This window comes from Streptomyces venezuelae, from assembly GCF_008642375.1.
GTDB classification, from domain to species: Bacteria; Actinomycetota; Actinomycetes; order Streptomycetales; family Streptomycetaceae; genus Streptomyces; species Streptomyces venezuelae_G.
The window spans coordinates 2,558,788-2,582,222 of sequence record NZ_CP029194.1 but is presented as its reverse complement, the minus strand read 5'-3'; the positions used below and the strand labels follow the sequence as shown (position 1 = coordinate 2,582,222).

Below are 23,435 nucleotides of genomic sequence, written 5' to 3'. Positions count from 1 at the left end.
GTCCATGTCCCTTGGAACCGCGCCACCGCACCTTACGGTGCGGTGACGTGAAACGCACTGTCTGTCTGTTAGTTGAGAAGACTTCCCTGAAGCTCCGCCCGGAGGTCGGGAGTGAGAACCGTGCCCGCTCGGTCCACGAGCAGGGCCATCTCGTAGCCCACGAGGCCGATGTCGGCCTCCGGGTGGGCGAGCACGGCCAGCGAGGAGCCGTCCGAGATCGACATGATGAAGAGGAAGCCGCGCTCCATCTCCACCACGGTCTGGTTGACCGCACCGCCCTCGAAGATGCGGGACGCGCCCGCGGTCAGCGAGGTCAGTCCGGAGGCGACGGCCGCCAGCTGGTCGGCGCGGTCCCGGGGGAAGCCCTCGGACATCGCCAGCAGGAGTCCGTCGGCGGAGACCACCACGGTGTGGGACACCCCGGGGGTGTTGTCCACGAAGTTGGTGATCAACCAGTTCAGATTCTGCGCCGCCTGGCTCATGCTCACACTAACGCTCCTGGTTGTAGGTACTGCCCGGGCCGAGGCCCGATCCGTTCGTGTCCGTTCCCGCGCTGCGTCCCTGCTGGACGCCGCGGCGCAGGTTGCTCAACCTGCCCCGCACGTCCTCGGGTGCGCGGGAGACCTGGGGGCCGCCCTGCGGCGTCTGCTCCGCCGTGCCCTCGACCAGGTTGGCCTTCGGGACCCGTCGGGGCAGACCGGACGAGGTGACCCCGCCCGCCTTGGGGTCCTTCAGCTTCCCGGCCCGCTGCCAGCGCTCGTCGTTCGCCGAGCGCCATGCTTCGGAGCCTTCGGCTTCGCCCTGCTGCTCCACCGACCCCGCCGGCTGCTCGGCCTGCGCCGGCTGGGGAGCCTGCGCGGGCTGTTGCGTCTGCGCGGGCGGTGCCTGTCGCGGCGCCTGCTGCGTCTGCGGGGCGACGCTGCCGCGACGCGGCAGACCTGCGTCGGTCAGTGCGTGGCCGGCGTCCGGGGCGGGGTTCGGAGTGGGACCCGGACGGTCGAAGCCTACGCGGTCGCGGGCCTGTTCGGGAGCGGCCGGAGCAGATTCCGGTTCGGCTCCGTACTGCTGGCCGTAGCCGCCCTGGTAGGCGCTCTGGTCCTGCCACTCACCCTGCTGGGCCTGGGCATCGAACGCATTGCCGTACTGCTGGTGTTCGACTGCCGGGGTCTCGTACGAAGCTTCCGCATAGCCGGCCTGGGGGTACGGCTCGTAGCCTTGCTGCGGGTACTCGCCGGCGTACTCCTGACCCTGGCCGTACTGCTCCTGCGGCTGCTGCGCGTACTCCTGGTGCTGCGCGTACGCCTGCTGCTCCTGAGGCTGCTGCGCGTACTCGCCGCCGTACTCCTGGCCGCCGTACGCCTCGGTCTGCGCGTACTCCTGACCCTGGCCGTACTCCTGAGCCTGGTCGTACTCCTGACCCTGCCCGTACTCCTGCGCCGCGGGCTCCGCCTCGTCCCGGAAGAGCGGGCGGTCGCCGCCCTGCGCCCGGTCGCTGAGTGTCGCACGCCGGTCCTCGCGCATCAGGGAGCGGTTGACCGGGTCGAGCGACTGCTCGCCCTCGCCCTGCTCCTCGTAGCGCGAGTCGTCGAAGCCGAGGTCGGCCGCGGTCAGCATCGCCTGCGGGGCCGGGGCCTCGAAGGCGCTCTGCTGCTGTTGCTGCGGGATGATCTGCGAGACGGTGAAGTCGTCCTGGACCGGCTGCTCGCCGCCACCGCCGTGCGTGATCGCGTCCGGCAGCATGACGAGCGAGGTCGTCCCGGCCTGCTCGCCCGAGGGGCGCAGCTGGACCCGGATGCCGTGGCGGTCGGCGAGCCGGCCGACCACGAAGAGGCCCATGCGCTGCGAGACGGCGGCGTCCACGGTCGGCGGGTTCGCCAGCTTGTGGTTGATGTCCGCGAAGTCCTCGGCGGTGAGGCCGATGCCCTTGTCGTGGATCTCGACCATCACACGGCCGTCGGGGAGACGGGTCGCGGTGACGCGCACCTTGGTCTGCGGGGAGGAGAACGTCGTGGCGTTCTCCAGGAGCTCGGCGAGCAGGTGGACGAGGTCGGTCACGGCCTGGCCGTGGATCTCGGCCTCCGGCACGCCGGCCAGCTCGATGCGCTCGTACTGCTCCACCTCGGAGGAGGCGGCGCGCATGACGTCGACCAGCGGGACCGGCTGGTCCCAGCGGCGGCCCGGCTCCTCGCCGGCGAGGACGAGGAGGTTCTCGCCGTTGCGGCGCATACGGGTCGCCAGGTGGTCCAGCTTGAAGAGGTTCTCCAGCTGGTCCGGGTCGGCCTCGTTGTTCTCCAGGTCGGTGATGAGGGTCAGCTGGCCCTCGATCAGCGACTGGTTGCGGCGCGAGAGGTTGGTGAAGATCGCGTTGACGTTGCCCCGGAGCATGGCCTGCTCGGCGGCGAGCCGGACGGCCTCGCGGTGGACCTGGTCGAAGGCGCGGGCGACCTCGCCGATCTCGTCCTGCGAGTCGATCGGGATCGGCTGTACGCGGGTGTCGACCCGGCCGGGCTCGGTACGGGACAGCTGGTCGACGAGCATCGGCAGGCGCTGCTCGGCGATGCCGAAGGCGGCGGTGCGCAGCTCGCGCATCGAGCGGCTCATCTGGCGCGCCATCATCCCGGCCAGGATGAAGGCGGTGAGCAGGGCGACGACGACGATGGCGCCGATGACCCAGGCGTCCGTCTTGGCCTCGTCGGAGATCCTGACGGCCTCCGTCACGGCCTTGTCGACGAGGGACTTCTCGACTTCGGAGTAGCCCTCGAACTTGGCGGTGGCGACGGCCATCCAGGTCTCGGCCGTGATGCCCTTCGACTTCAGGGCCGCCAGCGCCTCGGGGGTCTTGGCGGTGCCGATCGCCGAGGCGACGCCGGAGTAGACGGAGCCGTCCTTGCCCTTGGGCAGCTCGACGTCGGCGGCCTGCATCTGCTTCGCGCCCTCGGCGGCCTTGCCGGCCATGACCTTCTTGAGGAGGTCGACGTCCTCGGGCAGGGCGCCGGAGCCGTACTCGCCGAGGGCGATCTGCTCCAGGTAGTTGTACGAGTTGAACGCCACGGACTGCTGGGCGAAGACCTCTTCGGTGCGGCTGGGCCGGACCAGGAGCTGCGTGCCGATCGAGCGCTGGAGCGACTCGGCGCCCTTGGCGAGCTGGACGGCGTAGACGCTGCGGCCGTAGGTCGTGACGTTGCCGGTGCCGAGGCCGAGCTCGTTGGAGAACTCGGTGAGGTAGTGCTGGACGCCGGTGTACCCGAGCTGGGTGTTCACGGGGTCGAGGGAGCGGCTGTAGGCGGCCTTGCGGAGCGCTTCGAGCTTCGGCTCCTCGTCCTTGAAGAGCCGGAGACGGCGCTCCAGGCCCTGGCCCGAGGGAAGGTTCTTGGCGGCCTCGTCGAACTTGAGACGGGCGGCGTCGGTCGCGGCGTACGCCTGCTCGACCGCGTCGGCCTTGCGGTCCTCGGGGGTCTTCGCGGCCAGCAGGGGAGCGGCGGTGAGGTCGCGCTCGTTGAGGAGCGCGGTGCTGTACTCCGAGGCGGCCCGCACGATGAGGGCCGTCTTCTCGGCGTCCTGCGCCTCCTGCCAGGTGTCGATCGCACCCTTGACCTGGAAGCCGCCCATGACGAGGCCGACGAGCACGGGTATGAGGAGGATCGCGTTCAGTCGGGTGGGTACCCGCCAGTTGCGCGGCGACAGCTTGCTGGAGCTGCCCGGGGCGGCCGCCGGGGGCGGTGTCACGGGCACGTCCGCGGGCGACACCGCTGTGCGCGACGGCGGGGTGAAGTTGCCCCGTGTCTCCTGCTCCGCGGAGCTTTCCTTGCTGCGCCTCACTCGACCAACAACCTCTCGGCGTCGGCACCTACGTTGTGCCGGTGTTTCGTTCAGGGCCGTACTACTCGGGAGTTCATGAATTGCAGCACGTGAAGGGGGTCCGTTCCAAACAGTGGGAAGCGACCGCTTTCCGTGCTCCAGGCCTGACATAAAACGGGCATAAAGAGCGAGCCCCGCCAAATGGCGGGGCTCATGTGAGCGCAGTGACACCGATCGGATGCGTCGGGTGTCCGAGGCGCCCCAATTCTCTGTCGAAACGTTATGAACGCGGGGGCGGTCGTGTCGAAGGACACAGATCACCCCACACGGCAGGCATATGACAAAAGCATGGGCCCGAACGCGGTCGGACGAGCCCTCCGGCCCTGCGGCCCGTTACTTCAGGCGGGCCATGAGGGCGTGCTCGACCAAGGTGATGAGCGCGCTCTTGGCGTCCGCGCGGTGGCGGGCGTCGGTCGTGATGATGGGGGTGTCCGGGCCGATCTGGAGCGCCTCGCGGACTTCCTCGGGCTGGTACGGCTGGTGTCCGTCGAAGCCGTTGAGGGCGATGACGAAGGGGAGGCCGCTGTTCTCGAAGTAGTCCACCGCGGGGAAACAGTCGGCGAGACGGCGCGTGTCGACGAGGACGACGGCGCCGATGGCGCCGCGGACCAGGTCGTCCCACATGAACCAGAAACGGTCCTGGCCCGGCGTACCGAAGAGGTACAGGATCAGGTCCTGGTCCAGCGTGATGCGGCCGAAGTCCATCGCCACCGTCGTGGTGGTCTTGCCCCCGGTGTGGGTCAGGTCGTCGATCCCCGCCGAGGCGGAGGTCATGACGGCCTCGGTACGCAGCGGGTTGATCTCCGAGACGGCGCCGACGAACGTGGTCTTGCCCACGCCGAAGCCGCCAGCCACGACGATCTTCGCGCTGGTGGTTGAGCGGGCTGCACCGCCGCTAGAGCTTGCGAAGTCCACTGAGCACCCTTTCGAGCAGTGTCACGTCCGGCGTGCCGCCGGTTTCTCCGTTGCCCGGCTGGTGGATCGCCACCATGCCGGCCTCTGCCAGGTCGGCGACGAGGATCCGGGCGACGCCGAGCGGCATCGACAGCAGCGCCGACACCTCGGCCACCGACTTGACCTCACGGCACAGGTGGCAGATGCGCTGGTGCTCCGGCAGCAGGGTGGCGAGGTGCGCCGGGTCGGCCGTGGTGCTGACCAGCGCCTCGATGGCGAGCTGGTAGCGCGGCCGGGTCCGGCCGCCGGTCATCGCGTAAGGACGCACCAGCGGCTGGTCGCCCTCATGCCCGTACTCGTCGACTGAGGCGCCGTACGGATCGTGAGAGGCGGGGGGCGGGGTCATGAATCCTCCGGGCGTGACAGCGAGACTTCCGCCGTCGGATGGGGCCGGTGGGGGGCCGGGTGGGGCGGCCGGACGATGAACATGTTCAGGGCGGTACGGAGGGGCGTACCGCCCTGTCGTGATGACGGTCCGCTAGTGGAGCAGACTGCCCTGGAGCTCCGCGCGGAGATCCGGGGTGAGCACGCTGCCGGCCCGGTCGACCAGCAGCGCCATCTCGTAGCCCACGAGGCCGATGTCGCACTCGGGGTGCGCGAGCACGGCCAGTGAGGATCCGTCGGAGACCTGCATGAGGAAGAGGAAGCCGCGCTCCATCTCCACCACGGTCTGTGCGACAGGACCGCCCTCGAAGATCCGGGACGCCCCCGCGGTCAGCGAGGTCAGTCCGGATGCGACCGCCGCCAGCTGGTCGGCACGGTCGCGGGGGAATCCTTCGGACATGGCCAGCAGGAGTCCGTCGGCGGAGACCACCACTGTGTGGGACACCCCGGGGGTGTTGTCCACGAAGTTGGTGATCAACCAGTTCAGATTCTGCGCCGCCTGGCTCATCGCGTTCAACTAACGCTCCTGCTGATGGTTCGGACCGAGGTGGTGGTTACCCGTGGTCGAGTTTCCGGCCTGTCGGCCCTGCTGGATGCCGCGGCGGAGGTTGGTGAGCCGGCCGCGGACGTCGTCGGGTGCACGCGAGACCTGGGGGCCGGCGGTGTGCGCCTGCTCCTGTGCGGTCCCGGGTACGAGGTTGGCCTTCGGCACGCGCCGGGGGAGGCCGGAGGTGGTGACGCCGCCGGCCGCGGGCTTGCGCACCCGCTCGGCCTGACGCACCAACTCGTCGTTGGGGGAGGTCCGCCAGGCGGCTCCGCCGTTCTGCCGGCCGTCACCGGCACCGGCCGGGCCTCCGGCCGGATGCTGCGCCACCGGAGCGGCCGGGGCCTGCGCCTGCGGGGCGGCGGGGGTCTGACCCTGCTGCCCGGCCTGCTGCTGGGCCTGCTCCTGGTGGAACCAGTTGGTCTCCAGCGTGTCGTACAGCGGGGTACGACCGTCACCCGAGCCGGGGGCCGGGGGCAGCGCCTCCGGACGGCGGGGCTGCTGGAGCTGCGGCTGACGCGGCTGCTCGGCCTGCTCGTTCGCCGGGCGCGGGGCACCGAGCTCCGAGCCGCCGGTCCGCTGCCGCGGGGCCGGAGCCTGCTGCGGGGCCTGCTGCGCCTGCGGTACGTAGGGCTGCCGGCCGAACTGCTGCTGCTGGCCGCCCTGGTAGCCCTGCTGCTGTGCCTGCGGGGCCTGCTGGGGCGTCTGTCCCCCTGGACCCTGCGGCCCGGCAGGTGCCCCCAGCTGAGCACCGAAGTCGGGGCGCGGGAACTGACCGGTCGAACCGGGACCCTGCTGCGCACCGAAGTCAGGCCGCGGGAACTGGCCCGTGGAGCCGGGACCCTGGGCCGCGCCGAAGTCCGGGCGCGGGAACTGCGCCGTCGACGCCGGGTCCTGCACACCGCCCGGGTACGCCTGGATCTGCGGGGCCTGGGGCGCCTGCGGCTGCTGGCCCTGCGGCGCCTGCTGCGGCGCGCCGAAGTCGGGACGCGGGAACTGGCCCGTGGAGCCGGGGCCCTGGGGGGCCGCCGGAGCCGCGTACCGGCCCGTCGTCTCCGGGTCCTCGTGACCGCGGGGAGCGTCCAGCGGGGTCATCTCCTGCTGCGGGCGCCGGACCGGCTGCTGCGCCGGGTCGTTGCCCCAGCTCGCGGCCTGCGGACGCTGCGGCTGGGCGTTGCCGCCCGGCAGTTCGGCGCGCGGGGCGCCGTAACCGGCGGCCTGCTCGCCCTGCGGGGCCTGCCGTTGGGCACCGGGGCCGGAATGCCGGCCCGCCTGGTTGCCCTGCGCGCCCTGGTTGCCCTGGTTGCCCCACACGTCCGTGCGGGACGGGATGGCGCTCGCGGCGCCGCCGATGAGACCGCCCGCGCCGGGGGCCGGACGCAGCGGGTCCTGCTGCGGGCCCTTGGACGCCTGGGGCAGCTGCCCGCTCTGGTCCAGCTGCGCCTGCTGGGGCTGCTGGGTACGGGACGGCTGGGGGCCACCCGTGAGCGGGGCGCCCTCACGGCCGGGCAGCGCGGCGCGCGGAGCGCTCGTACCGACCTGGCCGCGTCCGGCACCGGCGGCTGCGCCGAGCCGGCCGGCCGCGGAAGGGGCACCGCCCGGACCGCCGGGACGTCCGCCGCCGGGGCCGCCGGCCGCGGGACCGCCGGGGAGCCGTCCGCCGGGAGCCTGGGCACCCTGGGGCATCGCGCCCTGGCCGCCGGCGCCCGGGTTGGGCATGGGCTTCCTGCCGCCCTGGGCGACGTCGACCGGCAGCATGACGAGCGCGGTGGTGCCGCCCGAGTCGGAGGGACGCAGCTGGATGCGGATGCCGTGTCGCAGGGACAGGCGGCCGACCACGAAGAGACCCATGCGACGGGAGACCGAGACGTCCACGGTGGGCGGCGAGGCGAGCCGCTCGTTGATCGCGGCGAGGTCCTCGGGGGAGAGGCCGATGCCGGTGTCGTGGATCTCGACGAGCACACGGCCGTCGGGCAGCGCGTGACCGGTCACCCGGACCTTGGTCTGGGGGGACGAGAACGAGGTGGCGTTCTCGAGCAGCTCGGCGAGGAGGTGCACGAGGTCGTTGACGACCCGGCCGGCGACCTCGGTCGCCGGGACCGCGGCCAGCTCGATGCGCTCGTACTGCTCCACCTCGGAGGCGGCGGCACGGAGCACGTCGACCAGCGGGACGGGGCGGGTCCAGCGACGGCCCGGCTCCTCACCGGCGAGGACGAGGAGGTTCTCGCCGTTCCGGCGCATACGGGTCGCGAGGTGGTCCAGCTTGAACAGCGAGGACAGCTGGTCCGGGTCGGCCTCGCGGGACTCCAGCTCGGAGATGAGCGAGAGCTGACGCTGGATGAGGCCCTGGGAACGGCGCGAGAGGTTGGTGAACATCGCGTTGACGTTGCCCCGGAGGAGGGCCTGCTCGGCGGCGAGACGCACGGCCTCGCGGTGCACGTCGTCGAAGGCCGCGGCCACCTGGCCGATCTCGTCCCGGGAGTGCACACCGACGGACTCGACGGAGGTGTCGACGTCCTGCGGGTCCGACTCGGAGAGCTGCTTGACGAGCTCGGGCAGTCGGTCCTGGGCGACCTTGGTCGCGGTGTCCTGGAGCCGGCGCAGCGAGCGGATCATGGACCGGGCCACGACGAAGGCGCCGATGAGCGAGACGCCGAGGACGAGGAGGATCAGGGCACCGTTGATGATGGCCTCGCGCTGGGCTTCCTGCCGCAGCTCGCGCGCCATGGTCTCCATCTCGCCGAGCAGGATGCTCTCGGTCCGGTTCATGGCGGTGATCTTGGTGCCGTACTCGTCGGTGAAGTTCAGGTGACCGCGCTTGGTGCCACCGGGCATCGCCGCGTCCGACTTCAGCACGCGCTCGGCGTACTTCTCGGCGGCGGTGATCGACGGGTCGCCGTTGTTGAGGGCGGCGGTGAGCTCCTCGGCGTCCCCGCCGGTCGTCTCGTAGATCGCCCGGAAGGACTTGAGCTCGACGCCCTCGGAGTTGAAGGCGGCCTCGCCGTAGAGCCGGTCACCCTGCTGGATCCTGCCGGGGCTCTGGTCGTTCGGGGGGAGCGCTCCGGCGATGATCGCCTGCTGGATGGAGGCGTACTCCTTGGCGGACGAGAAGGCGGCGAGCGCCCGGGTCCGCTTGATCATCTCGGGGTTGCTGGTCGCCTGGGCCATGTCCTGGGACAGGCTGAGCAGCGAACGGATGAGACGGCTGTACGCCTCGACCGTCACCGAGTGGGAGACGCCCTTCGTGTAGGCGTTGCCGCGGATCAGGTGGAGACCGGTGACCTGGGAGGCGATCTGGCTGACGTTCTGGCGGATGCTCCGCAGCGCGTCGTCGTCCTCGGTGCTCGGGATCTCGTCGGTGGCGGCGAGGAAGGCCTTGTACTCGCGGTCGGTCTTCTTGCGCGGGTTCGCGACCTGGTAGTCGGTGACGGGCCTGCCGTTGGCCAGCGGGCCGGCGGAGAGGTCACGCTCGGCCTGGAGGGCCACGGCGAGGTCGGTCGCCTCACGGGTCAGCTTGGTCAGCAGCTGCATGTGGTCGAGCTGCTCGATGTCCGCGAGCGACTCGCTGATGCGGATACCGCCCAGCGAGGTGGCCGCGACCACGGGCAGGGTCAGCAGAGCGACCAGACGCGTGGAGATGCGCCAGTTGCGCAGGGCTATTCGGGGGCCGACCGAGTTCTCGGGCTGGGGCTTGTCGGGAGCCTCGGCGGCCTCGGCGGATGCGGTCCCGGCGCTCGCGCGCCTGCCGTCACCGCCGTCGCCGGAAGGTCCCTGACCCTGGTTGGGGGTGTGCGAGGCCGAGGGACCGCGGTCGGTCCCGGCACGCGGTTCCTGCTCCGCCGGAGCTTCGGCTCGGCCCTGACGGGCCTGGGGAGACCCCGAGCCATCCCTCTTGAAACGTCCCTGCACTAGCGTCGCAACCTCTGGACCAGGCGTCCTTCCGGGTGAACGGAGAGGACGGTGTCGGCGTCGTATGGGACGCGTGGTGCGTCCCATGGTGGTCGTCGGTGACCGGCGCAGTTCCCCCTTCCCCGCCACTCGGAACCGGCGCTGCGTTGCGCCCCCTGCGCGCCGGCTTGAAACCCGCGACGGTGCGTGGAATTCCAGCACAGTGCCGGACCTCCAACAAGGGCCGCGTGTCGGACCCGGAGCGGGATGACAACCCGTACTCGACGTGTCACCCCATGTAGAAGATGATCACGGAGGAACCGGACTTTTTCGCCCCAATGGCACCGCGTGCCCGTGTGTCCCAGTCGCGATGATCAGGAGCGGAATAGAGCATTCAGTGCCGGAATGCCCGTTTCCGTGACGGCTCGCGACAGCCCGTAATGTCGGGAATGTGGAGTGATTGGTGAGCAAACTCACACGATGATCGATGTCTTAGCCATGCATTCGAAGGGAATCGCATGTTTAGCCTGACGCTTTACACGATGCTCGCGCCCGCACGGGCGCCCCTCCCGGGACAGGGTCTGAAGAACGCCATGAACCCCACGAAGACCGCGCAGCTGCTCACCACGGCCAACCCGCGCCGCTCCACCCTCGCGCACCTCGAGGACGCCGCACAGCTCGGCCGGGGCGCCCTGCCGGAGTACGCCGCCGAACTCCCCGGGCAGACGGCCAACCCCCGCCGCACCGTCCTCATGACGGCCCCCGCCCCCTTCGAGCCGGCCCCGTACGTGTCCGCCTCCCGCTGACACCGCCGATACCGCCGGTCGGCCGCCCCCTCGCCGCGTTAGCCTGGAGCGTCAGACTCCAGCCAGTACCAAGTGAGGGGCGACAGCACTCGTGCGCATCGCCAGATTCTCCATCGACGGCAATGTGGCCTTCGGCGCCGTCGAGGGCGAGGGAACCGTCGAGTCCGGCGGCCTCGTCCTCGACATCATCAAGGGCATCCCGTACACCGACTTCGAGCTGAGCGGCACCAAGGTCCCGCTCAGCAAGGTACGGCTCCTGCCGCCCGTGCTCCCCAACAAGGTCGTGGCCATCGGCCGCAACTACGCGGAGCACGCCGCCGAACTCGGCAACGAGGTCCCCGACGTGCCCGTCGCCTTCTTCAAGCCCACCACCTCGGTGATCGGCTCCGGCGACGCCATCGAGTACCCCTCCTTCTCCAACGAGCTGCACCACGAGGCCGAGCTGGCCGTGGTCATCGGCCGGATGTGCCGCGAGGTGCCCCGCGAGCGCGTGAAGGACGTCGTCTTCGGCTACACCTGCGCCAACGACGTCACCGCCCGCGACGCCCAGCAGCGCGAGAAGCAGTGGGCCCGCGCCAAGGGCTTCGACACCTCCTGCCCCCTGGGGCCCTGGGTGGAGACCGACCTCGACCCGAGCGACCTGGCCATCCAGGCCACGGTCAACGGCGAACAGCGCCAGCTGGGTCGGACGAGCGACATGATCCGCTCCATCGAGGACCTGGTCGTCCACATCACCGAGGCCATGACGCTGCTCCCCGGCGACGTCATCCTCACCGGCACCCCCGCCGGGGTCGGCCCCCTCAACGTCGGCGACGAGGTCGCCGTCACCATCGAAGGCATCGGCACTCTCACCAATAAGGTGATCAAGCGTGGCTAACGCGAACATCCGCGTCCGTTTCTGTCCCTCGCCGACCGGCAACCCCCACGTGGGCCTGGTCCGCACCGCTCTCTTCAACTGGGCCTTCGCCCGGCACAACGAGGGCACGTTCGTCTTCCGCATCGAGGACACCGACGCCGCGCGCGACTCGGAGGAGTCGTACCAGCAGCTGCTCGACTCGATGCGCTGGCTCGGCTTCACCTGGGACGAGGGCCCCGAGATCGGCGGCCCGCACGCGCCGTACCGCCAGTCGGAGCGGATGGACATCTACAAGGACGTCGCCGACAAGCTGCTCGCCGGCGGCTACGCGTACCCCTGCTACTGCACCACCGAGGAGCTCGACGAGCGCCGCGAGGCCGCCCGCGCCGCCGGCCGCGCCTCCGGCTACGACGGCCACTGCCGCGACCTCACCGACGAGCAGAAGCAGGCGTACGAGGCCGAGGGCCGCAGCCACATCGTCCGCTTCCGGATGCCGGACGAGGCGACCACCTTCACCGACCTGGTCCGCGGCGAGATCACCGTCCAGCCGGAGAACGTCACCGACTACGGCATCGTGCGCGCCAACGGCGCCCCGCTGTACACCCTGGTGAACCCGGTCGACGACGCCCTGATGGAGATCACCCACGTCCTGCGCGGCGAGGACCTGCTCTCCTCCACCCCGCGCCAGATCGCGCTGTACAAGGCGCTGATCGAGCTGGGCGTCGCCAAGGAGATCCCGCAGTTCGGCCACCTGCCGTACGTCATGGGCGAGGGCAACAAGAAGCTCTCCAAGCGCGACCCGCAGGCCTCCCTCAACCTCTACAGGGAGCGCGGCTTCCTCCCCGAGGGCCTCCTGAACTACCTGTCGCTCCTCGGCTGGTCGTTCTCCGCCGACCAGGACGTCTTCTCGATCGAGGACATGGTCGCGAAGTTCGACATCGCCGACGTGAACGCCAACCCGGCGCGCTTCGACCTCAAGAAGGCCGAGTCGATCAACGGCGACCACATCCGCATGCTGGACGTGAAGGCCTTCGCCGAGGCCTGCGAGCCCTGGCTCAAGGCCCCGCACGCCAACTGGGCCGCCGAGGACTTCGACCGCGCCGCCTGGGAGGCCATCGCGCCGCACGCCCAGACGCGCATCACCGTCCTCTCGGACATCACGGCCAACGTCGACTTCCTCTTCCTCCCGGAGCCGGTCTTCGACCAGCCCTCGTGGGACAAGGCGATGAAGGGCGAGCCGGCCGCGCTGCTCACCACGGCCCGCGAGAAGCTCGTGGACGCCGACTGGAGCGACCCGGAGTCCCTCAAGAACGCGGTCCTGACCGCCGGCGAGGCCCACGGCCTCAAGCTCGGCAAGGCCCAGGCCCCCGTCCGCGTCGCCGTCACCGGCCGCACGGTCGGCCTGCCCCTCTTCGAGTCCCTGGAGATCCTGGGCAAGGAGAAGTCCCTGGCCCGCATCGACGCGGCCCTGGCGAAGCTCGCCGGCTGAGCCCCGCTCTTCCCTCCCCGGGGGCGGCGACCGGACCTCCGGTCGCCGCCCCCGGGGCGTTTCCGGCGCCGGGGAATCACCCGCGCGTGACCGGGGCGCGGCGGTACGGTCGTGGCATGAGCATCCGCGCCGTCCTGTGGGACGTGGACGACACGATCTTCGACTACGCGACAGCCGACCGCGCCGGCATGAGCGCGCATCTGACGGCCGAGGGCCTGCTCGACGGATTCGACTCCGTCGACCAGGCCCTCGCGCGGTGGCAGGAGCTCACGGAACTGCACTGGCGCCGCTTCGAGATCGAGGGCGGCGACTTCCAGGACCAGCGGCGGGCCCGCGTCCGGGAATTCCTCGGGGTGCCGGAGCTCACGGCCGCCGGGGCCGACGACTGGTTCGACCGGTACGTCGTCCACTACCAGGCGGCCTGGGAGCTCTTCCCCGACGCCCTGCCCGTCCTCGACCTGCTCGCGGCCGACTACCGGCAGGCGGTGCTGTCGAACTCCAGCATCCACGCCCAGGAACCCAAGCTCCGCGCCCTGGGCGTGCGCGACCGCTTCGAGGCCGTCCTGTGCGCCGCCGAGCTCGGTGTCGCCAAGCCCGCTCCGGAGGCCTTCCACGCGGCCTGTACGGCCCTCGGCCTGGCCCCGGAGGAGATCGCGTACGTGGGGGACCAGCCCGACACCGACGCGCGGGGCGCGGTCGAGGCGGGGCTCCTGGGGGTCTGGCTGGATCGCGCGGACACGGGCGGCCGACCCGAGCTGGCGCGGATCACGGACCTCCGCCAGCTCCCCGCCCTGCTCCGGGGGGATACCCGTTTTGGAGCACCGTCCACCTTCAGGTAATGTTCTTTCTGCGCCGAGGGGAACAAGCCGAAAGGCAAGAACCCGGAAAGCGCAAGCCGAGCAGGATCCTCCCTGGTGGGGGACGTTGCCACGGTGGCCTATGGTGTAATTGGCAGCACGACGGTTTCTGGTTCCGTTAGTCTTGGTTCGAGTCCAGGTAGGCCAGCTCGCAGAGCTTTATCTGCAACCTGTGGATGGCATCCACAAAGCCCCCGTTGTGTAGCGGCCTAGCACGCCGCCCTCTCAAGGCGGTAGCGCCGGTTCGAATCCGGTCGGGGGTACAGATCCATCCTGCGGAACACCTGGGTAGCTCCCGGTGAATCCGCGGTGACATCACCCGGCTCATGCCGGGTGGGATCGCTAGGGCCCCCGTTGTGTAGCGGCCTAGCACGCCGCCCTCTCAAGGCGGTAGCGCCGGTTCGAATCCGGTCGGGGGTACGGTGCAACCACCATGGCCTATGGTGTAATTGGCAGCACGACGGTTTCTGGTTCCGTTAGTCTTGGTTCGAGTCCAGGTAGGCCAGCTCGCAGAGCTCATCTGCAACCGCGGATCTCATCCGCAAGGCCCCCGTTGTGTAGCGGCCTAGCACGCCGCCCTCTCAAGGCGGTAGCGCCGGTTCGAATCCGGTCGGGGGTACAAACGAGGAAGCCCTTCCCTTCGGGGGAGGGCTTCTTCGCTGTTCCGTGCCGTCCGTAAGCGGACACAACTCCGGCCCACCGCTGCGGCGTTGAAGCGGTGGGCCGGGGACGGACAGAGGGACGGGGAGATCAGCCGTTGCGGCGGAGCGCCTCGGAGAGACGGGCGGCGGCGTCGATGACCGCCTGGGCGTGCATACGGCCCGGGTGGCGCGTCAGGCGCTCGATCGGACCCGAGACCGACACGGCGGCCACGACGCGGTTCGAGGGGCCGCGTACGGGCGCGGAGACGGACGCGACGCCCGGCTCCCGCTCACCGATCGACTGGGCCCACCCGCGGCGCCGTACGCCCGACAGGGCCGTCGCCGTGAAGCGGGCGCCCTGGAGGCCGCGGTGCAGCCGCTCGGGCTCCTCCCAGGCCATCAGGATCTGCGCCGAGGAGCCGGCCTTCATGGTCAGCGTCGAGCCGACCGGGACGGTGTCCCGCAGGCCCGAGAGCCGCTCGGCCGCCGCCACGCAGATGCGCATGTCGCCCTGCCGCCGGTAGAGCTGGGCGCTCTCGCCGGTGACATCGCGCAGATGCGTCAGCACGGGGCCGGCGGTCGCGAGCAGGCGGTCCTCGCCGGCCGCGGCCGCGAGCTCCGAGAGGCGCGGTCCGAGGATGAACCGGCCCTGCATGTCACGCGCCACCATCCGGTGGTGTTCCAGTGCCACGGCCAGTCGGTGTGCCGTGGGTCGTGCGAGTCCCGTCGCCGCGACCAGTCCTGCGAGGGTGGCCGGACCGGACTCCAGAGCGCTCAGGACAAGGGCTGCCTTGTCGAGAACGCCTACGCCGCTAGAGTTGTCCATGCAACGATATTCGCGTCTCACTCTGTGAAACGCAAGTTCAATTTTCCGAGGACCTTGGCACTCTGGTGATGCGGCCGCACAACGGCCCGCGAAACGGGTCTCTAGTTGTGTCGGCGAAGACGTCGGCCGGAGGGAAAGCGATGGGTAGGACACTCGCGGAGAAGGTCTGGGACGACCACGTCGTCCGGCGCGCCGAGGGCGAGCCCGACCTCCTCTTCATCGATCTGCACCTGCTGCACGAGGTGACCAGCCCCCAGGCCTTCGACGGCCTGCGCCAGAACGGCCGGCAGGTGCGGCGCCTCGACCTCACCATCGCCACCGAGGACCACAACACCCCGACCCTCGACATCGACAAGCCCATCGCGGACCCCGTCTCCCGCGCCCAGCTGGAGACGCTGCGGAAGAACTGCGCCGAGTTCGGCGTCCGGCTGCACCCGCTGGGCGACGTCGAGCAGGGCGTCGTCCACGTCGTGGGACCGCAGCTGGGCCTGACCCAGCCGGGCACGACCGTGGTCTGCGGCGACTCGCACACCTCCACGCACGGCGCTTTCGGCGCGCTGGCGTTCGGTATCGGCACCAGCCAGGTCGAGCACGTGCTCGCCACCCAGACGCTGCCGCTGGCCCGCCCGAAGACCATGGCCATCACGGTCGACGGCGAGCTGCCCGAGGACGTCACCGCCAAGGACCTGATCCTCGCGATCATCGCGAAGATCGGCACCGGCGGCGGCCAGGGCTACATCCTGGAGTACCGCGGCTCCGCCATCGAGAAGCTCTCGATGGAGGCCCGGATGACCATCTGCAACATGTCGATCGAGGCCGGCGCCCGGGCGGGCATGATCGCCCCCGACGAGACCACCTTCGCCTACCTGGAGGGCCGCGCCCACGCCCCCGAGGGCGAGGACTGGGACGCCGCCGTCGCGTACTGGAAGACCCTGAAGTCCGACGAGGACGCCGTCTTCGACGCCGAGGTCGTCATCGACGCCGCCTCCCTGGCGCCGTTCGTCACCTGGGGCACCAACCCCGGCCAGGGCGCGCCGCTTTCGTCGAACGTCCCCGACCCGGCTTCGTACGAAGACGCTTCGGAGCGCCTCGCCGCCGAAAAGGCCCTGGAGTACATGGGGTTGACCGCCGGACAGCCGCTGCGCGACATCAAGGTCGACACCGTCTTCGTAGGCTCCTGCACCAACGGCCGCATCGAGGACCTGCGCAACGCCGCGGACCTCCTCAAGGGCCGCCAGGTCGCCGACGGCGTCCGCATGCTGGTCGTCCCCGGCTCCGTCCGGGTCGCCCTGCAGGCCGTGGAGGAAGGCCTGGACAAGGTCTTCAAGGAGGCCGGCGCCGAATGGCGGCACGCGGGCTGCTCGATGTGTCTGGGCATGAACCCCGACCAACTGGCGCCCGGTGAGCGCTCCGCGTCCACCTCCAACCGCAACTTCGAGGGCCGGCAGGGCAAGGGCGGTCGCACCCACCTGGTCTCCCCCCAGGTCGCCGCCGCCACCGCCGTCCTGGGCCACCTGGCCTCCCCGGCCGATCTGTCCGACGTCGCCACCACCGCGGGGGTCTGAGGAACCATGGAAGCTTTCACCACGCACACCGGCCGGGCCGTCCCGCTGCGCCGCAGCAACGTCGACACCGACCAGATCATCCCGGCGCACTGGCTGAAGAAGGTCACCCGCGACGGCTTCGAGGACGGGCTCTTCGAGGCCTGGCGCAAGGACCCGGAGTTCGTCCTCAACCGCCCGGAGCGGCAGGGCGCCTCGGTCCTGGTCGCCGGCCCCGACTTCGGCACCGGCTCCTCCCGCGAGCACGCCGTCTGGGCGCTCCAGAACTACGGCTTCCAGACGGTCATCTCCGCCCGCTTCGCCGACATCTTCCGCGGCAACTCGCTGAAGAACGGCCTGCTCACCGTCGTCCTGCCGCAGGAGACGGTGGACGCGCTGTGGGAGCTGACCGAGGCCGACCCGACCGCCGAGGTCACGGTCGACCTGGAGCAGCGCAAGGTCCTGGCCGCCGGGATCGAGGCGGACTTCGAGCTCGACGAGAACGCCCGCTGGCGTCTGCTGAACGGACTCGACGACATCAGCCTCACCCTTCAGAACGAAGCCGACATCGCGGCCTACGAGGCGGCACGACCGTCCTTCAAGCCCCGTACAATTACGGTCTGAGCAGCGCTTTTCCAAGACTGCGCCCCCCACCGACAGGTGGGGGGCGCAGTCGCTTGTTGGGACCCTGTCGGGCGACAACTCGCCCTAGATGGCACAATCGGTGCATGGAACGCGACAGCCAACTCGAGCTCTACGAGTCGGTCGCCGCCCGATTGAAGGAAGCGCACACAAGAGTGCGCTCACTGCAAGTCCCGGAGGGCGTAAGGATGGCGCTGTCCCGGAAGCTGCTGGTCGTGACGGCCGCGGCGAAGCACGATCTCAAGGACGCGGCTACGCGTCTGGACCGGTTGATGAAGGACCTCGACGAGGGCCGATTCCCAGAGGACGACTGACACCAGGAACTCCGCAGCGGGTCTTTTGCGTTGCGGCACTAGGGTGATTAGCCCGTTTCGTGTTTGATTTGCGGTATATACATGCCTAACGTGCGAAAAAGCTTGAACACTTTCGTTCTGGCAATGTCTCCGAAGGGGAAGACGTGAACAAGGCGCAGCTCGTAGAAGCGATTGCCGACAAGATGGGCGGTCGCCAGCAGGCCGCCGAAGCCGTCGACCACGTGCTCGACGCCATCGTGCGTGCCGTGGTCGCGGGCGACCGGGTCTCGGTCACGGGCTTCGGCTCGTTCGAGAAGGTCGACCGTCCGGCCCGCTACGCCCGTAACCCGCAGACGGGCGAGCGCGTCCGGGTCAAGAAGACCTCGGTTCCGCGCTTCCGTGCAGGTCAGGGCTTCAAGGACCTGGTCAGCGGCTCGAAGAAGCTCCCCAAGGGTGGCGAGGTCTCGGTCAAGAAGGCCCCCAAGGGCAGCCTCACCGGTGGTGCCTCCGCGACCGTGAAGAAGGCCGCGGCCAAGAAGGCCACCACCGCCAAGAAGGCCGCCGCGAAGAAGGCGACCCCGGCGAAGAAGGCCACGACGGCCGCCGCGAAGAAGGCGACCCCGGCCAAGAAGACCACCACCGCGGCGGCGAAGAAGACCACCGCCGCGAAGAAGGCCTCGACGGCGGCCAAGAAGACCACGACCGCCGCCGCGAAGAAGACCACCACGGCCGCGGCGAAGAAGGCCGTCAAGGCCACGGCCAAGAAGACCGCGCCGGCCGCGAAGAAGGCCACGGCGACGAAGGCGCCCGCGAAGAAGACCACGGCGCGCAAGACGACCGCCAAGAAGGCCGCCGCCAAGAAGTAGGACGAGCGGTACCACCCGCCGGGCCGGGCTCCCCACCAAGGAGAGCCCGGCCCGCGGCGCGTTCACGGATGCCCCGAAGATCTCCGGAAGCGCGGAAGCCCCGAAGCCCGGGAGGCTCAGAAGGTCTGGAGCGTCACCAGGGTGATCCGCAGGCCGGCCCCGGACGTCCCGGGCTCCGCCTCGATCCGCACCCGCTGCCCCGGCCGGAGCAGCCGCAGCCCGCCCGCGTCGAAGGCCTCCGCCCCGAACTCCACCGGGGTGCCGTCGTCGAGCAGCACACTTCCGCTGCGGGTCTCGGAGTCGTACGTGAACGCGGTCGCCTGCATGGACCGCAGCCTATCCGGCCGCCGGCAGCCACCGGGCGGCCGTCCGCGGGCCGAGCCCCAGCGCCCGGGCCTCCGCCAGATCCTCGCCGGTGTCCACGTCCCGGCGTACGGAATCCACCCCGGTCAGCCTGATTTCCACCGCGCCCGACGACAAATGGCGCCGTCTCGACGCGCCTCCGAATGCCGGTTCCAATTTCACACCCGGACCCGCCGAGAGGAATGTCGTACCTATTTCGGCGGCATCCGCGAGAAATGCCCTCGGAAATGTCCGAGCGGTGTCCAGGACACGGGCCAGCTCGGCGGCCCGCAGAGCAGGCAGATCGGCGTTGAGCGCGGCCACGCGCGCGTGCGGCCGCCGCTCCCGTATCGCACGGACCCCGTGCTCCAGAGCCGCGTTGAGCCCGGCCGCCGGGAGGTCCGGCACGATCCGCGCCCCCAGGGCCGCGAGGGCCGCCCCGGCCGTCGGATCGTCCGTGACGACCACCACATCCCGTACGCGCGCGCAGTTCAGCACCGCCCCCACGGTGTCCTCGGCGAACGCCAGGGCGAGCCGGGGGCGCAGCAGGGCGCCCGTCGCCGCGGCCAGTCTGCTCTTCGCCAGGGCAAGGGGTTTCAGCGGTAACACGAGGTGCCAGCCGTCGTTCGCGTCACTGTTCATCGTGGCCCATTCTGTCCCGCCCGATCGGTCCGCCGGAGGCCCCGGGGCGTACCGTGTCCTCGACAGAGCAGGAGCATGGGGCGACACTTGACCCCCTGCCAGCCAGTCCCGGAGAAAGGTGTCCGAGTGCCCCGCCGCAGAATCGGCTTCTGGTACCGCCTCGCGGCGGTCATCGCCAAACCCCCCCTGGTGGTTCTGTTCAAGCGGGACTGGCGCGGTATGGAGCACATTCCGGCCGACGGCGGATTCATCACCGTGGTCAACCACAACTCCTACCTGGACCCGCTGTCCTACGCGCACTACCAGTACAACACCGGCCGCGTTCCGCGCCTTCTGGCCAAGGCGGGCCTCTTCAAGAGCCCCTTCGTCGGCATGATGCTGCGCAACACCGGACAGATTCCCGTCTACCGCGAGACCACCAACGCGCTGGACGCCTTCCGGGCCGCCGTCGACGCCATCGAGCGCGGCGAGTGCGTCGCCTTCTACCCCGAGGGCACCCTGACCAGGGACCCCGACATGTGGCCCATGGCCGGCAAGACCGGCGCCGCCCGTGTCGCGCTCCTCACCAAGGTCCCCGTCATTCCGGTGGCCCAGTGGGGGGCCAACCTCGCGATGCCGCCGTACGCCCGGGAGAAGAAGCTCAGCCTGTTCCCCCGCAAGACGCTGACCGTCCAGGCCGGTCCGCCGGTCGACCTCTCCCGCTTCGACGGCCTGGAGCCGACACCCGAGGTGCTCCGCGAGGCCACCGAGGTCATCATGGCCGCCATCACCGCCCTGCTGGAGGAGATCCGCGGCGAGAAGGCGCCCGCCGAACCGTACGACCACCGCAAGGCCCGCCTCGAACAGCGGCGCAAGGCCGCCGAGGGAGGCACCAAGTGACCAAGGCAGCAGTCTTCGGCAACGGATCCTGGGGCACCGCCTTCGCCATGGTGCTCGCCGACGCGGGCTGCGAGGTGAGCCTCTGGGGCCGCCGCGCGGAGCTCGCGAAGGAGATCAACGCCACTCGGGTCAACCCCGACTACCTCCCGGGCATCGAGCTCCCGCGGTCGATCACGGCCACCGCCGACCCGGCGGAGGCAGCCCACGACGCCGACTTCACGGTCCTCGTCGTCCCCTCGCAGACCCTGCGCGGCAACCTCGCCGCCTGGAAGCCGCTGCTCGCCCCCGACACCGTCCTCGTCTCCCTCATGAAGGGCGTCGAACTCGGCACGGCCGAGCGGATGAGCGAGGTCGTCATGGAGGTCGCGGACGTGCCCGCCGAGCGCGTGGCCGTCCTCACCGGGCCCAACCTGGCCCTGGAGATCGCCTCCCGGCAGCCCGCCGCAGCCGTCGTCGCCTGCGTCGACGAATCGGTCGCTCAGCGGTTCCAGTCGGCCTGCATGACCCCGTACTTCCGCCCGTACACGAACACCGACGTCGTCGGCTGCGAGCTCGGCGGCGCGGTCAAGAACGTCATCGGGCTCGCCGTCGGCATCGCCAACGGCATGGGTCTCGGCGACAACTCGAAGGCGACGCTCATCACCCGCGGCCTCGCCGAGACCACCCGCCTGGGCCTCGCCATGGGCGCCGACCCGCTCACCTTCTCCGGCCTCGCGGGCCTCGGCGACCTGGTGGCCACCTGCTCCTCGCCGCTCTCCCGGAACAACACCTTCGGCACCAACCTGGGCCGCGGGATGACCCTCCAGGAGACCATCGCGGCCACCAAGCAGACCGCCGAGGGCGTCAAGTCCTGCGAGTCCGTGCTCGATCTGGCCCGCCGCCACGGCGTCGACATGCCGATCACCGAGACCGTCGTCTCGATCGTCCACGAGGGCAAGCCGCCGGTCGTCGCCCTCAAGGAGCTCATGTCCCGCAGCGCGAAGTCCGAGCGCCGCTGACGTACGCGGGAAGGCGCGGCGGCGACACCGCTGCGCCGTACGAGCGCGGCGGCAGCGGGGCGCTCAGGAGTTCGGGAGCCGCAAGGTACGCTCATCGCGATATGAGCGAGAACACCCAGAGCCCCCGCAAGCCGCGCGTGGCCGTCGTCTTCGGCGGTCGCAGCTCCGAGCACGCCATCTCCGTCGTCACGGCGGGCGCCGTCCTGCGCGCCATCGACCGGGACAAGTACGACGTGCTGCCCATCGGCATCACGACGGACGGGCGCTGGGCGCTCACCGCCGACGCCCCCGAGCGCATGGCCATCGCCGACCGCGCCCTGCCGAACGTCGCCGACCTGGCCGAGTCCGAGGAGGGCGGTGTCGTCCTCTCCGTCGACCCCGCCAACCGCGAGGTCGTCCTCAGCGAGCCCGGCTCCGTCCCGCGCGCCCTCGGAGAGGTCGACGTGGTCTTCCCGATGCTGCACGGCCCGTACGGCGAGGACGGCACCCTCCAGGGCCTCCTGGAGCTCTCCGGCGTCCCCTACGTCGGCGCGGGCGTCCTCGCCTCCGCCGTCGGCCAGGACAAGGAGTACATGAAGCGGGTCTTCGTCTCCTTCGGACTGCCGGTCGGCCCGTACGAGGTCATCCGGCCGCGCGAGTGGGAGCAGAACCCGGCCGCCGCCCGCAAGAAGATCGTCGAGTTCGCCGCCGAGCACGGCTGGCCGCTCTTCGTGAAGCCGGCCCGCGGCGGTTCGTCCATGGGCATCACCAAGGTCGACGACCTCTCGGGCCTGGACGAGGCCATCGAGGAGGCCCGACGCCACGACCCCAAGATCCTCGTCGAGTCGCTCCTGCGCGGCCGCGAGATCGAGTGCGGCGTCCTGGAGTTCGAGGACGGTCCGCGCGCCAGTGTGCCGGCGGAGATCCCGCCGGTCACCGACCACGACTTCTACGACTTCGAGGCCAAGTACATCGACTCGGCCTCCGGCATCGTGCCCGCGCCGATCGGCGAGGAGGCCACCGCCGAGATCCAGCGCCTGGCCGTCGCCGCCTACGAGGCGATCTCCTGCGAGGGGCTGGTCCGCGCCGACTTCTTCCTCACGGAGAACGGCGACTTCGTCATCAACGAGGTCAACACGATGCCCGGCTTCACCCCCATCTCCATGTACCCGCGTATGTGGCAGGAGAGCGGCGTGAGCTACCCCGAGCTCGTCGACCGGCTGATCCAGGCCGCGCTGAACCGCTCGACGGGCCTGCGCTAGCCCTCTCGGACAGCGGCCGGGAACGCGCGATCCGGGGTGCTCCTAGAAGCACTCCGGATCGATCCCGCAGGGGATGGTCCTCGCCACGGAGGCGGCGAGATCCGCGAGCGGTGTGGCGTCGTGCCGGTACCGCTCGTCCATCGTCACCTCGACGTAGGTCTTCCGGTACACCGACGTGAAACGGGTCCCGCCGTCCTCCGGACGCTCCAGCATCCAGTTCACGCCGTTCGCCTCGACGGCCTGAGAGTTCGGATCGCTCATCTTTTCGGGCCGGGGGACCCCGCAGCGCAGTACGATCGCACCGTCACCCCAGCCGGCGGTCAGCTCGGAGCCCGGCTCAGGATCGCTCCGCTCCAGCTCCGCCACGGTGTCGGGCAGCTCCTTCTCCAGCGCCTGGCAGAGGGCCGCCTCCGCCGCCGGGGGGCGGGGAACCGCCACGGACGCCCCGGCGTCCGTCCAGGAGCAACCGGTGGCGGCCAGCAGCAGGACGGCCGCCGTGACGGCGGCGGGCAGGCCGAAGGGCCGGTGGGATGACATCACCGGCCAAGCGTAGACGGGGGCTACAGATGAACGACCGGGCAGGTGAGGGTACGCGTGATGCCGTCCACTTGCTGGACCTTGGCGACCACCATGCGGCCCAGCTCGTCCACGGTGTCCGCCTGCGCGCGCACGATCACGTCGTAGGGACCGGTCACGTCTTCGGCCTGAAGCACCCCCGGGATCTTGGAGATGGTGTCGGCGACGGTCGACGCCTTGCCCACCTCGGTCTGGATGAGGATGTACGCCTGTACCACGGAACCTCCAGGGCGACCACGAGGATCTTGTGGGAGAAAGGGACGCCACGGTACCGCGTCGCCGCGGGCCACGGGGAGACCCGCGCGTCCCGGG

The 23,435-nt window shown here is 70.5% G+C and carries 22 protein-coding genes and 5 tRNA genes; 16 read left to right on the top strand and 11 right to left on the bottom strand.

Features of this window, described 5'->3' with window-relative positions; translation table 11 throughout:
* Positions 1 to 68 precede the first annotated feature (68 nt).
* From DEJ46_RS11395 to DEJ46_RS11370, 6 genes are all read right to left on the bottom strand, one after another.
* Positions 69 to 482, bottom strand: a complete 414-nt coding sequence (locus tag DEJ46_RS11395) for a roadblock/LC7 domain-containing protein (RefSeq protein ID WP_026057603.1) — start codon at positions 480 to 482, stop codon at positions 69 to 71.
* A gap of 7 nt (positions 483 to 489) precedes the next feature.
* Complete coding sequence (locus tag DEJ46_RS11390) at positions 490 to 3,819, bottom strand: nitrate- and nitrite sensing domain-containing protein (RefSeq protein WP_150265735.1); 3,330 nt, start codon at positions 3,817 to 3,819, stop codon at positions 490 to 492.
* 372 nt (positions 3,820 to 4,191) lie between these two features.
* Positions 4,192 to 4,773 carry a GTP-binding protein gene (locus DEJ46_RS11385; RefSeq protein WP_150265733.1) on the bottom strand — a complete coding sequence of 194 codons (582 nt, stop codon included), beginning with the start codon at positions 4,771 to 4,773 and terminating at the stop codon, positions 4,192 to 4,194.
* Positions 4,754 to 5,158 carry a DUF742 domain-containing protein gene (locus tag DEJ46_RS11380; protein WP_017235980.1) on the bottom strand — a complete coding sequence of 135 codons (405 nt, stop codon included), beginning with the start codon at positions 5,156 to 5,158 and terminating at the stop codon, positions 4,754 to 4,756. The genes DEJ46_RS11385 and DEJ46_RS11380 overlap by 20 nt, the downstream gene beginning before the upstream one ends.
* A gap of 132 nt (positions 5,159 to 5,290) precedes the next feature.
* The gene (locus DEJ46_RS11375; protein ID WP_015036421.1) at positions 5,291 to 5,704 is read right to left on the bottom strand and encodes a roadblock/LC7 domain-containing protein; all 414 of its coding nucleotides are present in this window, start codon (positions 5,702 to 5,704) and stop codon (positions 5,291 to 5,293) included.
* 9 nt (positions 5,705 to 5,713) lie between these two features.
* Positions 5,714 to 9,649: a nitrate- and nitrite sensing domain-containing protein gene (locus tag DEJ46_RS11370; protein WP_223834594.1), complete on the bottom strand. Its 3,936-nt coding sequence runs from the start codon at positions 9,647 to 9,649 to the stop codon at positions 5,714 to 5,716.
* A gap of 572 nt (positions 9,650 to 10,221) precedes the next feature.
* Here DEJ46_RS11370 and DEJ46_RS11365 point away from each other — a divergent pair.
* The 9 genes from DEJ46_RS11365 to DEJ46_RS11325 all read left to right on the top strand — a co-directional run bounded on the left by DEJ46_RS11365 (position 10,222) and on the right by DEJ46_RS11325 (position 14,255).
* Positions 10,222 to 10,434 carry a hypothetical protein gene (locus DEJ46_RS11365; protein WP_150274326.1) on the top strand — a complete coding sequence of 71 codons (213 nt, stop codon included), beginning with the start codon at positions 10,222 to 10,224 and terminating at the stop codon, positions 10,432 to 10,434.
* 91 nt (positions 10,435 to 10,525) lie between these two features.
* Positions 10,526 to 11,311, top strand: coding sequence for a fumarylacetoacetate hydrolase family protein (locus tag DEJ46_RS11360; RefSeq protein WP_017235976.1), 786 nt, complete (start codon positions 10,526 to 10,528; stop codon positions 11,309 to 11,311).
* Positions 11,304 to 12,779, top strand: a complete 1,476-nt coding sequence (gltX, locus tag DEJ46_RS11355) for a glutamate--tRNA ligase (RefSeq protein WP_150265730.1) — start codon at positions 11,304 to 11,306, stop codon at positions 12,777 to 12,779. Before DEJ46_RS11360 ends, gltX begins: the two co-directional genes overlap by 8 nt.
* 116 nt (positions 12,780 to 12,895) lie before the next feature.
* Positions 12,896 to 13,618, top strand: coding sequence for an HAD family hydrolase (locus DEJ46_RS11350; protein ID WP_150265728.1), 723 nt, complete (start codon positions 12,896 to 12,898; stop codon positions 13,616 to 13,618).
* A 94-nt stretch (positions 13,619 to 13,712) separates the two neighbouring features.
* A tRNA-Gln gene (locus tag DEJ46_RS11345) sits at positions 13,713 to 13,784 on the top strand.
* 42 nt (positions 13,785 to 13,826) lie between these two features.
* Positions 13,827 to 13,899 (top strand) — tRNA-Glu (locus tag DEJ46_RS11340).
* A gap of 84 nt (positions 13,900 to 13,983) precedes the next feature.
* A tRNA-Glu gene (locus DEJ46_RS11335) sits at positions 13,984 to 14,056 on the top strand.
* A 14-nt stretch (positions 14,057 to 14,070) separates the two neighbouring features.
* Positions 14,071 to 14,142, top strand: a tRNA-Gln gene (locus tag DEJ46_RS11330).
* 40 nt (positions 14,143 to 14,182) lie between these two features.
* Positions 14,183 to 14,255 (top strand) — tRNA-Glu (locus tag DEJ46_RS11325).
* A 131-nt stretch (positions 14,256 to 14,386) separates the two neighbouring features.
* Here DEJ46_RS11325 and ndgR read toward each other — a convergent pair.
* Positions 14,387 to 15,103 (bottom strand): IclR family transcriptional regulator NdgR, encoded by a 717-nt coding sequence (gene ndgR, locus DEJ46_RS11320; RefSeq protein ID WP_017235973.1) that lies wholly within the window; start codon positions 15,101 to 15,103, stop codon positions 14,387 to 14,389.
* Between the two features lie 140 nt (positions 15,104 to 15,243).
* On the opposite strand from ndgR, the gene leuC reads away from it, so the two are divergent.
* The 4 genes from leuC (at position 15,244) to DEJ46_RS11300 (ending at position 18,445) form a co-directional block, all read left to right on the top strand.
* A complete protein-coding gene (leuC, locus tag DEJ46_RS11315; RefSeq protein WP_150265726.1) occupies positions 15,244 to 16,668 on the top strand; it encodes a 3-isopropylmalate dehydratase large subunit in 1,425 nt (474 codons plus the stop codon).
* A 6-nt stretch (positions 16,669 to 16,674) separates the two neighbouring features.
* The gene (leuD, locus tag DEJ46_RS11310) at positions 16,675 to 17,268 is read left to right on the top strand and encodes a 3-isopropylmalate dehydratase small subunit (protein ID WP_150265724.1); all 594 of its coding nucleotides are present in this window, start codon (positions 16,675 to 16,677) and stop codon (positions 17,266 to 17,268) included.
* 104 nt (positions 17,269 to 17,372) lie between these two features.
* Positions 17,373 to 17,600, top strand: a complete 228-nt coding sequence (locus DEJ46_RS11305) for a hypothetical protein (protein ID WP_030325570.1) — start codon at positions 17,373 to 17,375, stop codon at positions 17,598 to 17,600.
* A 143-nt stretch (positions 17,601 to 17,743) separates the two neighbouring features.
* Positions 17,744 to 18,445 (top strand): HU family DNA-binding protein, encoded by a 702-nt coding sequence (locus tag DEJ46_RS11300; RefSeq protein WP_150265722.1) that lies wholly within the window; start codon positions 17,744 to 17,746, stop codon positions 18,443 to 18,445.
* A gap of 116 nt (positions 18,446 to 18,561) precedes the next feature.
* On the opposite strand, the gene DEJ46_RS11295 is transcribed toward DEJ46_RS11300, so the two are convergent.
* On the bottom strand, positions 18,562 to 18,771 hold the full coding sequence (locus DEJ46_RS11295; RefSeq protein ID WP_150265720.1) for a hypothetical protein: 210 nt from the start codon (positions 18,769 to 18,771) through the stop codon (positions 18,562 to 18,564).
* Between the two features lie 10 nt (positions 18,772 to 18,781).
* A complete protein-coding gene (gene cofC / locus DEJ46_RS11290; RefSeq protein ID WP_150265718.1) occupies positions 18,782 to 19,429 on the bottom strand; it encodes a 2-phospho-L-lactate guanylyltransferase in 648 nt (215 codons plus the stop codon).
* A gap of 126 nt (positions 19,430 to 19,555) precedes the next feature.
* On the opposite strand from cofC, the gene DEJ46_RS11285 reads away from it, so the two are divergent.
* The 3 genes from DEJ46_RS11285 to DEJ46_RS11275 all read left to right on the top strand — a co-directional run bounded on the left by DEJ46_RS11285 (position 19,556) and on the right by DEJ46_RS11275 (position 22,547).
* Positions 19,556 to 20,308, top strand: a complete 753-nt coding sequence (locus tag DEJ46_RS11285) for a lysophospholipid acyltransferase family protein (protein ID WP_150265716.1) — start codon at positions 19,556 to 19,558, stop codon at positions 20,306 to 20,308.
* The gene (locus DEJ46_RS11280) at positions 20,305 to 21,306 is read left to right on the top strand and encodes an NAD(P)H-dependent glycerol-3-phosphate dehydrogenase (RefSeq protein WP_150265714.1); all 1,002 of its coding nucleotides are present in this window, start codon (positions 20,305 to 20,307) and stop codon (positions 21,304 to 21,306) included. The genes DEJ46_RS11285 and DEJ46_RS11280 overlap by 4 nt, the downstream gene beginning before the upstream one ends.
* Positions 21,307 to 21,407: 101 nt before the next feature.
* A complete protein-coding gene (locus DEJ46_RS11275; RefSeq protein ID WP_150265712.1) occupies positions 21,408 to 22,547 on the top strand; it encodes a D-alanine--D-alanine ligase family protein in 1,140 nt (379 codons plus the stop codon).
* A 42-nt stretch (positions 22,548 to 22,589) separates the two neighbouring features.
* Here the strand turns inward: DEJ46_RS11275 and DEJ46_RS11270 are convergent, their stop codons facing one another.
* Positions 22,590 to 23,084 (bottom strand): DUF3515 domain-containing protein, encoded by a 495-nt coding sequence (locus tag DEJ46_RS11270; protein ID WP_150274324.1) that lies wholly within the window; start codon positions 23,082 to 23,084, stop codon positions 22,590 to 22,592.
* 23 nt (positions 23,085 to 23,107) lie between these two features.
* Positions 23,108 to 23,341: an Lrp/AsnC family transcriptional regulator gene (locus DEJ46_RS11265; protein ID WP_015036438.1), complete on the bottom strand. Its 234-nt coding sequence runs from the start codon at positions 23,339 to 23,341 to the stop codon at positions 23,108 to 23,110.
* Positions 23,342 to 23,435: the final 94 nt, after the last annotated feature.